15 protein-coding genes and 3 tRNA genes are annotated in these 13,721 nt (G+C 75.8%); 10 read left to right on the plus strand and 8 right to left on the minus strand.

The window, feature by feature from the left end:
- Both AB6N23_RS13550 and AB6N23_RS13555 read right to left on the minus strand, forming a co-directional pair.
- Positions 1–920, minus strand: a 920-nt coding sequence (locus AB6N23_RS13550) for a phytoene/squalene synthase family protein (protein ID WP_412866557.1), incomplete at its 3' end; no start/stop codon positions are given.
- Positions 921–1,049: 129 nt separating this feature from the next.
- Complete coding sequence (locus tag AB6N23_RS13555; protein WP_412866558.1) at positions 1,050–2,240, minus strand: polyprenyl synthetase family protein; 1,191 nt, start codon at positions 2,238–2,240, stop codon at positions 1,050–1,052.
- 163 nt (positions 2,241–2,403) lie between these two features.
- On the opposite strand from AB6N23_RS13555, the gene galE reads away from it, so the two are divergent.
- A complete protein-coding gene (gene galE, locus AB6N23_RS13560) occupies positions 2,404–3,390 on the plus strand; it encodes a UDP-glucose 4-epimerase GalE (protein WP_412866559.1) in 987 nt (328 codons plus the stop codon).
- Positions 3,391–3,394: 4 nt separating this feature from the next.
- Here galE and AB6N23_RS13565 read toward each other — a convergent pair whose 3' ends face one another.
- A complete protein-coding gene (locus AB6N23_RS13565; protein ID WP_412866560.1) occupies positions 3,395–4,303 on the minus strand; it encodes an LLM class flavin-dependent oxidoreductase in 909 nt (302 codons plus the stop codon).
- A 97-nt stretch (positions 4,304–4,400) separates the two neighbouring features.
- Between AB6N23_RS13565 and AB6N23_RS13570 the strand changes: the two genes are divergently transcribed.
- Both AB6N23_RS13570 and AB6N23_RS13575 read left to right on the plus strand, forming a co-directional pair.
- Entirely contained in the window at positions 4,401–5,345 is a 945-nt protein-coding gene (locus tag AB6N23_RS13570) for a LysR family transcriptional regulator (protein ID WP_412866561.1), read from the plus strand.
- Between the two features lie 78 nt (positions 5,346–5,423).
- Positions 5,424–6,560 carry a S1 family peptidase gene (locus AB6N23_RS13575; RefSeq protein WP_412866562.1) on the plus strand — a complete coding sequence of 379 codons (1,137 nt, stop codon included), beginning with the start codon at positions 5,424–5,426 and terminating at the stop codon, positions 6,558–6,560.
- Between the two features lie 140 nt (positions 6,561–6,700).
- Here the strand turns inward: AB6N23_RS13575 and AB6N23_RS13580 are convergent, their stop codons facing one another.
- Positions 6,701–7,045 (minus strand): metallopeptidase family protein, encoded by a 345-nt coding sequence (locus AB6N23_RS13580; RefSeq protein WP_412866567.1) that lies wholly within the window; start codon positions 7,043–7,045, stop codon positions 6,701–6,703.
- 179 nt (positions 7,046–7,224) lie between these two features.
- On the opposite strand from AB6N23_RS13580, the gene AB6N23_RS13585 reads away from it, so the two are divergent.
- The 6 genes from AB6N23_RS13585 (at position 7,225) to AB6N23_RS13610 (ending at position 8,804) form a co-directional block, all read left to right on the plus strand.
- Positions 7,225–7,297 (plus strand) — tRNA-Glu (locus AB6N23_RS13585).
- A 62-nt stretch (positions 7,298–7,359) separates the two neighbouring features.
- A tRNA-Asp gene (locus AB6N23_RS13590) sits at positions 7,360–7,433 on the plus strand.
- Positions 7,434–7,472: 39 nt separating this feature from the next.
- A tRNA-Phe gene (locus AB6N23_RS13595) sits at positions 7,473–7,545 on the plus strand.
- 222 nt (positions 7,546–7,767) lie between these two features.
- Positions 7,768–7,920 (plus strand): hypothetical protein, encoded by a 153-nt coding sequence (locus AB6N23_RS13600; protein ID WP_412866563.1) that lies wholly within the window; start codon positions 7,768–7,770, stop codon positions 7,918–7,920.
- A 162-nt stretch (positions 7,921–8,082) separates the two neighbouring features.
- The gene (locus tag AB6N23_RS13605) at positions 8,083–8,517 is read left to right on the plus strand and encodes a phage holin family protein (protein WP_378204021.1); all 435 of its coding nucleotides are present in this window, start codon (positions 8,083–8,085) and stop codon (positions 8,515–8,517) included.
- A complete protein-coding gene (locus AB6N23_RS13610) occupies positions 8,514–8,804 on the plus strand; it encodes a DUF3618 domain-containing protein (RefSeq protein WP_378204024.1) in 291 nt (96 codons plus the stop codon). Before AB6N23_RS13605 ends, AB6N23_RS13610 begins: the two co-directional genes overlap by 4 nt.
- 346 nt (positions 8,805–9,150) lie before the next feature.
- Here AB6N23_RS13610 and AB6N23_RS13615 read toward each other — a convergent pair whose 3' ends face one another.
- Positions 9,151–9,360 carry a BldC family transcriptional regulator gene (locus tag AB6N23_RS13615; RefSeq protein WP_136518173.1) on the minus strand — a complete coding sequence of 70 codons (210 nt, stop codon included), beginning with the start codon at positions 9,358–9,360 and terminating at the stop codon, positions 9,151–9,153.
- A 773-nt stretch (positions 9,361–10,133) separates the two neighbouring features.
- Between AB6N23_RS13615 and AB6N23_RS13620 the strand changes: the two genes are divergently transcribed.
- On the plus strand, positions 10,134–10,346 hold the full coding sequence (locus AB6N23_RS13620; protein WP_378204027.1) for a DUF3073 domain-containing protein: 213 nt from the start codon (positions 10,134–10,136) through the stop codon (positions 10,344–10,346).
- A gap of 267 nt (positions 10,347–10,613) precedes the next feature.
- Here the strand turns inward: AB6N23_RS13620 and purM are convergent, their stop codons facing one another.
- The 3 genes from purM to AB6N23_RS13635 all read right to left on the minus strand — a co-directional run.
- Positions 10,614–11,738, minus strand: a complete 1,125-nt coding sequence (gene purM / locus AB6N23_RS13625; protein WP_412866564.1) for a phosphoribosylformylglycinamidine cyclo-ligase — start codon at positions 11,736–11,738, stop codon at positions 10,614–10,616.
- Positions 11,735–13,282: an amidophosphoribosyltransferase gene (gene purF, locus AB6N23_RS13630; protein ID WP_412866565.1), complete on the minus strand. Its 1,548-nt coding sequence runs from the start codon at positions 13,280–13,282 to the stop codon at positions 11,735–11,737. Before purF ends, purM begins: the two co-directional genes overlap by 4 nt.
- An 84-nt stretch (positions 13,283–13,366) precedes the next feature.
- Positions 13,367–13,721 (minus strand): hypothetical protein (locus AB6N23_RS13635; RefSeq protein WP_412866566.1); only part of this gene is annotated, 355 nt, incomplete at its 5' end.

Consider the following 13,721-nt stretch of genomic DNA (forward strand, 5'->3'; position numbering starts at 1 on the left):
GCGACGACCCGCGTCGCCACCGGGCGCGCCCGCCGCGCGGCGGCACCGGCCACCGCGCGTCCCACGACGCCGCCGACGACGGCGGCCTTCTCCGGTCCCGGCACCCGCACGCGTCGTCCCTCCAGGTCCTCCGCCGGCGTGGTCGCCAGGCGGTCCAGCAGCCGCGCGTACAGCGCGAGGGTCGCCTCCACGGCCACCCGGGCGCGCGGCGGCAGCCCGGGCAGCGCGGCGCGCGCGACGGCGAGGTCGTGCTCGACCTCGTCGAGGACCGCCCGCACGTCGGCGTCCGTCAGGTGCTCGGGGTCCACGTCGGGGAAGTAGCTGCGCCCGAGGTCGCCCCGGTCGGCGCCGAGGTCCCGCAGGAAGTTGATCTTCTGGAACGCGGCGCCCAGGCCGCGCGCACCCGCGACGGCGGCCGCGGACGGCTCCACGGGCGGGTCGCCGGGTCCCCGCTCGGCGTCGAGGAAGACGCGCAGGCACATGAGCCCGACGACCTCGGCGGACCCGTAGACGTAGCGCTCGTAGCTCTCCCGGTCGTGCGTGCGCACGGTCAGGTCCGCGCGCATCGACGCGAAGAAGGGATCCACCTCGGCGTGCCCGATGCCCGTCCGGCGCGCCGTGCGGGCGAACGCGTGCACCACCACGTTGGTGGAGTACCCGGTCACGAGCGCGCGCGCCGTCTGCGCCTCGAGCTCGTCGAGCTCGGCGCCGGCGTCGGGACCGCGGTAGGTGTCGACGACCTCGTCGGCGAGCCGCACGAGCGCGTAGACCGCCTCGATGTCGCGCCGCGTGCGCGGGCCGAGCAGCCGGGTGCCGAGCCCGAACGACGTCGAGTAGGCACGCAGCACGACCGCGCTCGCCCGTGCCGCGGTGGCGTCGTACAGGCGTGCGCCCGTCGTGTCGTCGTCCGGTGTGCGCATGCCGTCCGTGGCGTCCCTCCGTGCCGCGCGGCGAAGGTCGCCGCCGTCGTCGCGCGCACCGGCCGCGCCGGTGCCCGTGCTCGTCGGAGCGGGCAGGCCGGTGCCGTGCCCGCGGTCCGTCCCCACCCGTCAGTGCCCGCGTGCGACGAGGTCGTCGACGACGCCCGCGAGGTACCCCGCGAGCGGCTCCGGCAACGTCGTCGTCGCGAGGGTACGCGCCATGTCGGCCGTGCGGCGGGTCAGCGACCGCGCCTCGTCGAGCGCCCCGCAGTCCTGCATGACGTCCCGCACGCGGGCCGCGCCGGCCTCGTCGAGGTCGGGGCGCCCGACGTGCGCAGCCAGCACCGCGCGCCCGGCCGCGTCGGCGCGCGCCCACGTCAGCCGCAGCAGCTCGGTGCGCTTGCCGGAGCGCAGGTCGGACAGCACGGACTTGCCGGTCGCGGCCGGGTCGCCGAAGACGCCGAGGTCGTCGTCCGTGAGCTGGTACGCGAGGCCCAGCGCGGTGCCGACGAGCGCGAGCGCGGTGCGGTGCTCGCGGGACGCGCCCGCCACCACGGCGCCGGACTCGAGCGGCACGCGGAACGAGTAGGCGGCGGTCTTCAGCTCGGCGACCAGCAGCGTGTCGACGTCCGTGAGCGCCTGCACCTCGCCGCGGACGTCGAGCAGCTCGCCCGCCACCGTGGTGTCGACGCCGGACGCCAGCAGCCGCACGAGCTCGCCGACGACGTGGACGGGCACCGAGGCGCGCGCCACCAGCGCGAACGCCTGCGCCAGCGCGGTGTCGCCCGCGAGCAGCGCGGCCGCGCCCACCTGGTCGTGCTGCGCGGCGCCGGTGACGCCGGCCGCCGCGAGCCGCGCCCGCGTGGCGCCCGCGACGTTGGGCCGGCCGCGGCGTACCTCGTCCCGGTCGAGCAGGTCGTCGTGCACGAGCATCGCGGTGTGCAGCATCTCCTGCGCGGCCGCCACCGGGGCGACGGCGTCGACGTCCGCGCCACCGAGGCCGAGGTACGCGCTCACCGTGAGGCGGGGGCGCATGAGCTTGCCGCCGAGCACCGCGGCGAGGTCGGACCACAGGTACCCGTGCTCGGCCGCGAGCGCGCGGCCGTGCCGGACGCGGTCGTCGACGACCTCGACGAGCAGGCGCTCGGCGGCGGCGGTGACGCGCTCGACCTCGTGGGCGAGCGCCACCCGCGCGTCGCTCGCGGGCACCGGGCCACCGGTCGCCGCGCCGGTCGGCGTGCCCGCAGGAGGCGTCGCGACGCCCGTGCCGACGGGGTTCTCGGCCACGGCGGAGCCGTCCTGCACGTACCGCTCGTCCATCCCCGCCCACCCCTCGTCCGGAATCGCTCAGCGTACTGAGCATCTGCACCGCCGCCACCGGGAACTTCCGGACGAGCGCCGCGGCCGGATGCACCCTGTGTGGAACTGTTCGCTCATGTTCGATCATGTTGGAAAAGTGGTCCCCACGGGCTACGCTCGACCCATGACGTGGATGGTGACGGGCGGGGCGGGGTACATCGGGGCGCACGTCGTGCGGGCGTTCCTCGACGCGGTGGAGCGGACCGGCGACACCACGCTCGCACCCGTCGTGCTCGACGACCTCTCGAGCGGGCACCGCGGGTTCGTCCCGGCCGACGTGCCGCTCGTCGAGGCGTCCGTGGTCGACACCGACGCCGTGCGCACGGCCCTCGTCGAGCACGGCGTCACGGGCGTCGTCCACCTCGCCGGCTTCAAGTACGCCGGCGTCTCCGTCGAGCGCCCGCTGCACACCTACGAGCAGAACGTCACGGGCACCGCGCACCTGCTCACCGCGATGGCGGACGCGGGCGTCGGCAGCATCGTGTTCTCGTCGTCCGCGGCCGTCTACGGCACCCCGGACGTCGACGTCGTGACCGAGGACACCCCCACCGCACCCGAGTCGCCCTACGGCGAGTCGAAGCTGGTCGGCGAGTGGCTGCTGCGCGACCAGGGGCGCGCGACGGGCCTGCGGCACACGTCGCTGCGGTACTTCAACGTCGTGGGGTCCGGGCACGCGGACCTCGTCGACTCCAGCCCGCACAACCTGTTCCCCCTGGTGCTCGAGGCCCTGACGGCCGGCCGCACCCCGCGCATCAACGGGGACGACTACCCCACGCCCGACGGCACGTGCGTGCGCGACTACGTGCACGTCGCCGACCTCGCCGTCTCGCACGTCGCCGCAGCCCGCGCGCTCGCCGCGGGACGCGACCTCGAGCGCGTCTACAACCTCGGCTCGGGCGACGGGCTCTCCGTGCGGCAGATCATGACGACCGTCGCCGAGGTCACCGGCATCGCTTTCGAGCCGGAGGTCGCACCGCGCCGGCCGGGCGACCCCGCACGGATCGTCGCGTCGGGCGAGGCCGCCGCGCGCGACCTCGACTGGCGCATGCGGCACACGGCCGCCGACATGGTGGCGAGCGCCTGGGACGCCCACCGGCGGGCCACCGCCTGACGGCTCAGCGGCGCGCCGGCTCCAGGGCCCGGAGCCGCGGCAGCATGCCGGCGAACCGCTCGAGCTCCCGCTCGCTGCCCGCGTAGACGCCCTGCGCGCGCGGCCAGTGCACGACGACGTCGCCGAACCCGAGCGCCGCGGCCCGCTCGACACCCTCCGCCGCGAGATCGGCGTCCGTCAGCGAGAACGTCGGCGCCCCGTCGAGGCTCAGCCAGCGGGGCACGCGGGCGCCGGCGGCCTGCTCGACCTCGTCGAACGCGTCCGCCATGCGGGCGAGACCGTCCCACCACGCCTTCTGGTCGGCGCCGGCGTCCCCGGTGCCGACGCCCGTCCCGGGCCCGTAGGTGGCCCACCCCTGCCCGTGCCGGGCGGCGAGCGCCATGCCGCGCGGCCCGTTGGCGGCGACGACGAACGGCGTCCGCGGCCGCGCGAGCGTGCCCGGCACCATGCGCGCCGCGTGCGCCGCGTAGAACTCCCCCGCGTGGTCGGTGACGGGCTGCGTGAGCAGCGCGTCGAGCACCTCGAGGAACTCCGCGAACCGCCGGGTGCGCTCCGCACGCGTCGGCGCCGGGCCGAGCACGCCCGCGTCCCAGCCCTCGCCCCCCGCGCCGACGCCGAGCACGAACCGGCCGCCGGACACGTCGTCGAGGCCCATGACGTCCTTGGCGAACGGCACCGGGTGCCGGAAGTTCGGCGACGCGACCCACGTGCCGAGCCCGATGCGCTCCGTGACGGCCGCCGCCGCCGCGAGCAGCGGCACGGTGGCGAACCACGGCTCGTCGGCGAGGTCCCGCCAGGCCAGGTGGTCGTACGTCCACGCGTGGTCGAAGCCCAGGTCCTCGGCGCGTCGCCAGCGCTCGCGCGCCGTCGACCAGCGCTCCTGCGGCAGCAGCACGACCCCGACCCTCACCACGGGTGCACGCTAGCGGACCGTGGCGGTCATACCGGCGACGACGTGAGTGCGCCCCGCTCGTGACAGGTGTGCCCGGTGCGACCTACCCTCGGACGTCATGGACCTCGAGGTGCGTCACCTGCGCATGGTCGCCACGGTCGCCGAGCACGGCAGCGTGACGAAGGCGGCGGCCGCCCTCGGCCTCGCCCAGCCGGCGCTCAGCGCCCAGCTCTCCCGCATCGACCGGGCGCTCGGCGGCCCGGTGTTCGTGCGGGACCACCGTGGCGTGCACCCCACGCCGCTCGGCACGCTCGTCCTCGAGCGCGCGCGCACCCTGCTCCCCGCCATGGACGCGCTCGTGCTGGACGCCCACCGCGTCGCCCGGTGCGGCGAGGTGCCCGACGGCCTCCGCGTCGCCGTCGTCGGGTCGGCGCTCGCGGCGGCCTTCGCGCGCCGCGTCGACGGCGGCTGCGACGGGCGGACCCTGCTGCGGACGGGCTGGTCCGCGGCCGCCGCCGCGACCGACCTGGCGGAGGGCGCGCACGACGTCCTGCTCGTCGGGATGTGCGCCGACGCCCTGCCGCCGGCCGCGCCGGGCGTGCACTGGCGGCTCGTGGGCACCGACGCGGTCCAGGTGCTCGTGCCGTCGGACCACCCGAGCGCCGACGAGGCCGACCTCGCCGCGTTCGCCGACGAGCGCTGGCTCAAGGCGCCCGGCGACAGCTGCTTCTCGGCGTGCTTCGTCGCCGCGTGCTCGCGCGCCGGCTTCGCCCCGCACGCCCCGAGCGAGTGCGAGCGCTCCGCGGGCGTCGAGCTCGTCCGGGCCGGCGCCGGCGTGGGCCTCGCGCAGCCGTTCGGCGGCCCGCCGGACGGCGTCCGCGCCGTCGCGCTGCGCGGGCGCCCGCTGCTGTGGTCGACCTGGCTCGCCGTGCACGACGGCGCCCCCGAGGGCCTGCGCGCCCGGCTGCTCGCCGCGGCGCGGGCCGCCCGTGCGGACGGCCTCGCCGCAGCGGCGGGCGGACGCGGGCTCGCCGCGGTGCCGGCCGACGCGCAGGCGGTATGACCCAGGCGGGATGTATCCATGACGCCCGTCACGGCGTACCGTGACTGCACGGCACCCACCGACGAGAGGCAGTCCCCCATGACCATGACCCGCACCCGGCGCGTCGCGCTCTCCGGCGCCGCCGCGCTGACCCTGCTGCTCGGCCCGCTCGCCGCCGGCAGCAGCGCGACGCCCGCCCCCGCCGCGGCGGACGCGTCCGCCGACGTGCCCGCCGAGATGCTCGACGCGATGGAGCGCGACCTCGGCGTCCCGCGCGAGAAGGCCGCCCAGCGGCTCACCTTCCAGGCGGACGCGGCCACGCGCGTCCGCACCCTGTCCCAGTCGCTGGGCAGCACCTACGCCGGCGCGTGGGTCGACCCGGCCGCGGGCACCGTGCACGTCGCCACGACCGCGCCGCAGCGCGTCAAGGGCCCGGTCGCGGCGGGCGTCACCGCCGTCGCCGCCACCCGGTCCCTGAGCGACCTCGAGGCCGTCGGTGCGCGGCTCGACGCCGCCGGCCTGCCCGCCGACGTGGCCACCTGGTACGTCGACGTGCGGACCAACAAGGTCGTCGTCGAGGCCGTGGGCCAGGACACGGCGGCCGCCGCGGCGCTCGTCGCCTCCGCCGGCGTGCCCGCCGACGCGGTGCAGCTCGCCACGACCGCCGTCGCGCCCAGCACGTTCATCGACGTGGTGGGCGGCAACGCGTACTACATCAACAACAGCAGCCGCTGCTCGGTCGGCTTCGCCGTCCAGGGCGGGTTCGTCACCGCCGGCCACTGCGGCCGCACCGGCGCGAGCACCACCAGCCCGTCGGGCACGTTCCGCGGCTCGTCCTTCCCCGGCAACGACTACGCCTGGGTGCAGACCGCGTCCGGCAACACGCCCGTCGGCGCCGTGAACAACTACTCGGGCGGCCGCGTGGCGGTCAAGGGCTCGCAGCAGGCGGCCGTGGGCGCGTACGTCTGCCGCTCGGGCAGCACGACGGGCTGGCGCTGCGGCACGGTGCAGGCCTACAACACCTCCGTGCGCTACGCGCAGGGCACCGTGTCGGGTCTCATCCGCACCAACGTCTGCGCCGAGCCGGGCGACTCGGGCGGCTCGCTGCTGGCGGGCAACCAGGCGCAGGGCGTCACCTCCGGGGGCAGCGGCAACTGCCGCACCGGCGGCACGACGTACTTCCAGCCCGTCAACGAGATCCTCTCGGCCTACGGCCTGCGGCTCCTCACCAGCTGACCGGCCGGCCGGTCGACCGGCCCACGGGCCGGTGCGCCCCGGGACGCTCCCTCGCGTCCCGGGGCGCGTCCGTGCGCGCGCCGCCCGTGCGCGGGCCCGGACCGCGCCCCGACCGGGCCCGCGGCCGGCGCGGACGCGCGTCAGCCCCAGCCGAGCGCGTGCAGGCGGTCGTCGTCGATGCCGAAGTGGTGCGCGACCTCGTGCACGACCGTGACGGCGACCTCCTCGACGACCTCGTCGCGGTCCCCGCACAGCGCGAGCGTCGGGTGCCGGTAGATCGTGATGCGGTCGGGCAGCGAGCCGGCGGCCCAGAACTCGCCGCGCTCGGTGAGCGGGGTGCCCTCGTACAGGCCGAGCAGCTCGGGGTCGTCGGCGGGGGCGTCGTCCTCGACCAGCACGACGACGTTGTCCATCATCGCCGCGAGCTCGGCCGGGATCTCGTCGAGGGCGTCGCGCACCGCGTCCTCGAACTCCTCGAGCGTCATGTCGACCACGCGCCCATCCTCCCCCGCCGGGCCGGGTCCCGGGGCAGGTGGCGGGACACGTGGCGCGGCGGGTGCGGCGGGCGGTGGCGTGCGCGGCGAGAGGCGTTTTGGCGATCGGGCCGACGACCACGTATGGTTATCACCGGTCTTCCGACGCCTCGACGTCCGGGGCGGACAACGCCCTCATCGTCTAGCGGCCTAGGACCCCGCCCTTTCACGGCGGTAGCACGGGTTCGAATCCCGTTGGGGGTACGGACCCTGCGAAAGCAGGATCAGCAAGGTAGTAGGTTTTGCAGCGGTCACGGCCGCTTCAAGGCCCCGTAGCGCAGTTGGTTAGCGCGCCGCCCTGTCACGGCGGAGGTCGCGGGTTCAAGTCCCGTCGGGGTCGCTGCGAGGGCCGGTCTTCGGACCGGCGCTCTCGCATCGAGGCTCTGTAGCTCAGTTGGTAGAGCGTTCGACTGAAAATCGAAAGGTCACCGGATCGACGCCGGTCGGAGCCACCTCAGACGGCCCCGCGGGACGCCCGCCGGGGCCGTCGCTCTGCCCGGGACCGGTCGCTCCCGCCGGCGCCTCGCACCGCCGCCCTCGCGCCGCCCGTCCGCACCGCGGCGCTCCGCGCCTCCTCGTGCCGTCCGTCCGGATCGGGACCCACGTCCCACCCCGACGCGCCCGGCCGCTCCTAGCGTGGTCGCACCGAGTCCCCCCGCACGAAGGACCGTCCCGTGACGACGACGACCACCGACCGTCCCCAGCCCCGACCGCCGGCCCCGGGCACCCGTCCCGCCGGGACGGGGACCCGCCTCACCGGCCCGCTCATCCCCGTGCCGACCGCGACGCACCCGGCCGGGGACCTGGTGCACCCCTGGGCCGACTGACGCGGACCGGCTGACGCGACCGACCGCTGCGGACCGACGGCGCGCCCGCGCCGCCCCGGCGGCACCGCGGGCCGCTGACCTCGCGCGACGGCCGGTGCACCGGCAGACTGAGTGCTCCGCAGACCCCGCCCCGCGGGGGCACATCGCAGGAAGGTCGTGGAGATGGTCACGCACTCCGGGTGGGCGAGCGACACACGCCCCGACGCACCGCAGGACCACCGGTCCCTCGGCCAGCTGGTCAGCGACCTCAGCGAGCAGGCCTCGCGCCTGGTGCGCGCCGAGATCGACCTCGCCAAGGCGGAGATGGCCGCCAAGGCCAAGCAGGCGGGCATCGGCGCGGGCCTCCTCGCCGCCGCGGGGGTGCTCGGGCTGTACGCGTTCGGCACGCTGCTGGCGACGATCATCATCGCCCTCGCGAACGTCGTCGACGCCTGGCTCGCGGCCCTCATCGTCACCGTCGTGCTGCTGGCGGTGACGGGCGTGCTGGCCCTGCTGGGCGTCAAGCGCCTGCAGAAGGGCGTGCCGCCCACGCCCGAGCGCGCCGTCGAGAACGTGCACGAGGACGTCGAGGCCGTGAAGAAGGGGTTCGCAGGATGAGCGACGACGAGGCGGCGAAGATCAGCACGCCGAAGATCACGGAGCTGGAGGCCGAGGTCGCCGTGACGCGGACCCAGCTGGCATCCACGGTGGACGCGCTCGCCGAGCGCCTCGACCCGCGGGTGCAGAAGGACAAGCTCGTCGCCGACGGCAAGCGGCTCGTCTTCGACGCGACCGACGCCGCCGCGCTGCCGGAGGACCGGTCGCGCGCGCGCACGGTCCTCGCCGTCGCGGGAGCCGTCACCGTGCTCGTCGTGGTCGGCGTGGTGCGCAAGATCGTCCGCTAGGGGCCGTCCAGCGCCCCGCACGACCCGAGGGCCGCCGGCGCACGCCGGCGGCCCTCGTCGTGCGCCACGGCCCCTCCTGGAGCCGTCGAGCACGGTCGCGCGAAGGGCCACCGGGCGGGCGGGCATCCGTGCGGCCGGGCGTCCGGCCGCGGACCCACGCCGGACGCCCCGGGGACGACGAAGGCCGCGCCGGCTGCTGCCGACGCGGCCTTCACCGCTCCCTGCACGTGTGCACGACCCGTCACCGCCCGGGACACCGTCCCGGCGGCCGTCCCCGGTCCTGCCGACCCACGCACTCCCCCGCGGTGCGCGTGCTCCGACGACGTCGAGGACGATCGGTGGTCAGTCAGGCCGTCTGGCGAGGCTGCGGGACGCCGTTGAGCAGGTCCCGGACCTCGGACTCCCGGTACCGGCGGTGACCGCCGAGCGTCCGGATGGAGGAGAGCTTGCCGGACTTGGCCCAGCGGGTGACCGTCTTGGGGTCGACCCGGAAGAGGGTCGCCACCTCCGACGGCGTGAGCAGGGTCTCCGACTCTGGCGAATGTGCGGCGGACATGGATTCCTCCTCTATCGGTGCGGCCGTGCGGCGAGGACTCCCGCCGGTTGGACCGTGTCGAGCTCGCGTACCAGCCCGATCTTCAGCATGGACGAATCTGACACATGCGGCACTCCCGGACACAACGCGGATGCCACCGCGAGCGGCCGACCGCCCCTGCGCCACCTCCCCCCGACGCCGTCCCGGCGCCGTCCGATCAGCGTAAACCGGCCCAATCCGGACAGCCACCCCCCGGGGCGCCTTTCTGCCCACGGCGTACGGGAACGACCCCGGTGGGGTGACGGCCGGCCCGCCACGGGCCGTCACCCCACCCCTGAGCAGCGCGGATGCACCCCCGGGAGGTGCCGGACGGTGACGTTCACCCGCGGGGCACGGCCCGTTCAGCCGTTCGGACGCACCCCTGTGCCGCGTTTCACCCGCTCGGCCGCACGCAGGTTACTCATGCGTATCAGTAGATGGGACGCCGGTTGCCGTCGCGCGGACGACGGGACCGGCACGGCCCCGCGACGCCGCACCGCCGCCGCCGGGACCCCGTCACCGCGACGTCACGCCCGCGGGCCCCGGCCTGCGACGGCGCGCCCCGGGGACCGCGAGCCCTCGGCGGCTCCCGCTCCCGCGCCCGCCGCGGGCACGTGACGCCCGTGACGCCCCCGCAGGTGGTCGGAATGGATCGCGAGCATGTACCGTTGCCACACGAAGAGACTCAACAGCACCCGGGGCCGCACGTGTGAGCACGGAGCCGCCCCGCTTCCACGTTAGAGGGGGTCGATGCCATGGGGCGCGGCCGTCAGAAGGCAAAGCAGACGAAGGTCGCCCGGGAGCTGAAGTACTTCAGCCCGGACACCAACTACCGGGCTCTCGAGCAGGAGCTCACGTCGCGCAGCCGCAACGATGTCGTCACGGACAGCCGCCGCAGCGCTGTCAGCACGGACGACGACGACCCCAGGAGCTGGGACCCCTGGTCCCCGGGGGACGACGAGCGCTGACGGCGTCCGGCCGGCACGACGTGCCGGTCCGCACACCGTCGCGCGGGTGACCGCAGCGCGGCGCGCACGCACGCGGCGCCGTCGCGGGACGCACGACCCGCCCACCTCCGTCCTCGCGACGGGCGGTGGGCCGGTCGTCGTGCCGCGGCGGCGCCGTTCGCGTGCCGCCGCACCGCGTGCGTGGTCGGCACGCCGCGCGGCGGGTCGTCGCGGCGGCACCGCGGCTGACCTGCCGGCCCGACGCGTCCCGCCCGACCGCGCGCGGTGTCAGCCGGCGCGGTAGGTGCCGTGCATCCGCACGGCCCCGCCCTGCACGCCCTTCGTGCCGGCCACGACGTCGGGCGACGCGGCGTCGTCGGGAGCGGCCGCGCGGACCGTGCCCAGCACCCACGCGGGCAGCCCGCGGTCGCGGGCGGCACGCTGCACCGCGTCGGCGACGTCGGGCGCGACGATCGCCACCATGCCGACGCCCAGGTTCAGCGTCGCCTCGAGGTCGCCCCACGGCACCTGGCCGAGCTGCTGCACCAGGCCGAACACCGCCGGTAGGTCCCACGCCCCGCGGTCGACGTCGGCCACGAGGCCCGCCGGCAGCACGCGCGCGACGTTCGCGGCGAGCCCGCCGCCCGTCACGTGGCTGAACGCGTGCACGTGATCAGCACCGAACTCGTCGACCAGCGCGAGGCAGTCGGCGGCGTACACGCGGGTCGGCTCGAGCAGCTCCTCGCCGAGGGTGCGCCCGAGCGCGTCGACGTGCCGCTCGAGGCCCCAGCCGGCGACCTGCACGACGCGGCGCACGAGCGAGTAGCCGTTCGAGTGCAGGCCGGACGACCCGAGGGCGACGAGGACGTCACCCGCGCGCACACGCTCCGGGCCGAGGAGGCCGTCGGCCTCGACCACGCCGGTCGCGGCGCCGGCCACGTCGTACTCGTCGGGGCCGAGCAGGCCGGGGTGCTCGGCGGTCTCGCCGCCGACGAGCGCCGTGCCGGCCACCGCGCACGCCGCGGCGATCCCGCGCACGACGTCGGCGATCCGCTCGGGGACGACGCGGCCGCAGGCGATGTAGTCGGTCATGAAGAGCGGCGTCGCGCCGACCACGACGATGTCGTCGACGACCATGCCGACGAGGTCGAACCCGATCGTGTCGTGCACGTCGAGGGCCTGCGCGATCGCGACCTTCGTGCCGACGCCGTCCGTGGACGTCGCCAGCAGCGGTCGGCGGTAGGCCGTGAGCGCGCTCGCGTCGAAGAGGCCGGCGAAACCGCCGACGCCGCCGAGCACCTGCGGCCCGTGCGTGGCCCGCACCGCGTCCTTCATCAGCTCGACGGCCTTGTCGCCGGCCTCGGTGTCCACGCCCGCCGACGCGTACGTCACGGGCTGCGTCGCGGCGCTCACGGGTGCTCCAGCGCGCTCGCGCCACCGGCCGTCGGGACGATGGACAGCAGGCCGTCCTCGGGCGCGCCGAGGGGCAGCTGGTTCTGCTCCAGCAGGTGCTTGCCGAGCTGCTCGCCGGACGGCAGCTCGATCGGGTACCGGCCGCTGAAGCACGCGGTGCACAGCTGCGACGCCGGCTGCTCGGTCGCCTCGATCATGCCCTCCTCGGAGATGTACCCGAGCGAGTCGGCGCCGAGCGACGAGCCGATCTCCTCGACCGCGAGCCCGTTGGCGATGAGCTCGGCGCGCGAGGCGAAGTCGATGCCGTAGAAGCACGGCCACTTCACCGGTGGCGAGCTGATGCGCACGTGCACCTCCGCGGCGCCCGCCTCCCGCAGCATCCGCACGAGCGCCCGCTGGGTGTTGCCGCGCACGATCGAGTCGTCCACCACGACGAGCCGCTTGCCGCGGATCACGTCGCGCAGCGGGTTGAGCTTGAGCCGGATGCCGAGCTGGCGCAGCGTCTGCGACGGCTGGATGAAGGTGCGCCCGACGTACGCGTTCTTGGTCAGGCCCTGCCCGAACGGGATGCCGGACGCGGCCGCGAAGCCGACGGCCGCGGGCGTGCCGGACTCAGGCACCGGGATGACGAGGTCCGCCTCGACCGGGTGCTCCTGCGCGAGGCGCCGGCCCATGGCGACGCGCGCCGCGTGCACCGAGCGCCCGTTGATCGAGGTGTCGGGGCGCGCGAGGTAGACGTACTCGAACACGCACCCGGCGCGGTCGACCGGCGCGAACCGCTGCGAGCGCAGGCCGTCGGCATCGATCGCGATGAACTCGCCCGGCTCGACCTCGCGCACGAACGACGCACCCACGATGTCGAGCGCCGGCGTCTCCGACGCGACGACCCAGCCGCGCTCCAGCCGCCCGAGCACGAGGGGGCGCACGCCCTGCGGGTCACGGGCGGCGTACAGCGTCCGCTCGTCCATGAAGACGAGGCTGAACGCGCCGCGCAGGCGCGGGAGCACCTCGAGCGCCGTGGACTCCAGCGTGTGGTCCGGGTCGCCGGCGAACAGCGCCGTGATGAGCGCCGTGTCGGTCGTGTTGCCGCGCGCGAGCTCGCCGCGACGCTGCGGCCCGTACCGCTCCTCGACGAGCTGGACGAGCTCGGCGGAGTTGGTGAGGTTGCCGTTGTGGCCGAGCGCGACGGTGCCGCCGGCGGTCGCGCCGAGCGTCGGCTGCGCGTTCTCCCACGTCGAGCCGCCGGTCGTCGAGTAGCGCGCGTGCCCGATGGCGATGTGCCCCTGCAGGGCGTTGAGCGCCGTCTCGTCGAAGACCTGGGACACGAGTCCCATGTCCTTGTAGACGAGCAGCTGCCGGCCGTTCGAGGTCGCGATGCCCGCCGACTCCTGCCCGCGGTGCTGCAACGCGTAGAGGCCGAAGTAGGTGAGCTTGGCGACCTCCTCGCCGGGTGCCCAGACGCCGAAGACGCCGCAGGCGTCCTGCGGGCCTTTCTCGCCGGGAAGGAGGTCGTGGTTGAGACGTCCGTCTGCGCGGGGGGCCACGCGACCATGGTGGCACACCTCACCCGGCGAGGCGGAGCCCGTCCCGTGGCCGGACGCGCCGACGCACCGGTCGACGCCCGCGCGTCAGCGCCGCGCGCGCGTGCTGCGCCGGTCGGCCAGCACGGCGGCCAGCCCGCCGGCGAACGTGCCGACGACCGCGCCGGTCAGCGTCGACAGCGCCCGCACGCCGCTCACGCCGTCGAGGAACGGCAGCATGCCGCCACCGCCGCCCACCGCGTCGCCGTCGGCGAGCACGAGCGCCAGCACGAGCCCGACGACCGCGCCGACCAGCGCACCGGCGACCATGAACGACCGGTAGCGCGGCGCCCGCCGCACGGTCGCGGGCGTCGCGACGCGCTCGAGCTCCGCCTCGGACGGCGGCGCGGCCGGCACCGACGACGCTGACTCATAAACACATCTCTCGCTCCCGACGATGCAA

The sequence above is a fragment of the Cellulomonas pasadenensis genome, from assembly GCF_047229365.1.
GTDB lineage: Bacteria > Actinomycetota > Actinomycetes > Actinomycetales > Cellulomonadaceae > Cellulomonas.

Coding starts and splice junctions, on each gene's coding strand:
- AB6N23_RS13555 (WP_412866558.1), bottom strand. CDS start 2,240: ATGGACGAGCGGTACGTGCAGGACGGCTCCGCCGTGGCCGAGAACCCC.
- galE (WP_412866559.1), top strand. CDS start 2,404: ATGACGTGGATGGTGACGGGCGGGGCGGGGTACATCGGGGCGCACGTC.
- AB6N23_RS13570 (WP_412866561.1), top strand. CDS start 4,401: ATGGACCTCGAGGTGCGTCACCTGCGCATGGTCGCCACGGTCGCCGAG.
- AB6N23_RS13575 (WP_412866562.1), top strand. CDS start 5,424: ATGACCATGACCCGCACCCGGCGCGTCGCGCTCTCCGGCGCCGCCGCG.
- AB6N23_RS13580 (WP_412866567.1), bottom strand. CDS start 7,045: ATGACGCTCGAGGAGTTCGAGGACGCGGTGCGCGACGCCCTCGACGAG.
- AB6N23_RS13605 (WP_378204021.1), top strand. CDS start 8,083: ATGGTCACGCACTCCGGGTGGGCGAGCGACACACGCCCCGACGCACCG.
- AB6N23_RS13610 (WP_378204024.1), top strand. CDS start 8,514: ATGAGCGACGACGAGGCGGCGAAGATCAGCACGCCGAAGATCACGGAG.
- AB6N23_RS13615 (WP_136518173.1), bottom strand. CDS start 9,360: ATGTCCGCCGCACATTCGCCAGAGTCGGAGACCCTGCTCACGCCGTCG.
- AB6N23_RS13620 (WP_378204027.1), top strand. CDS start 10,134: ATGGGGCGCGGCCGTCAGAAGGCAAAGCAGACGAAGGTCGCCCGGGAG.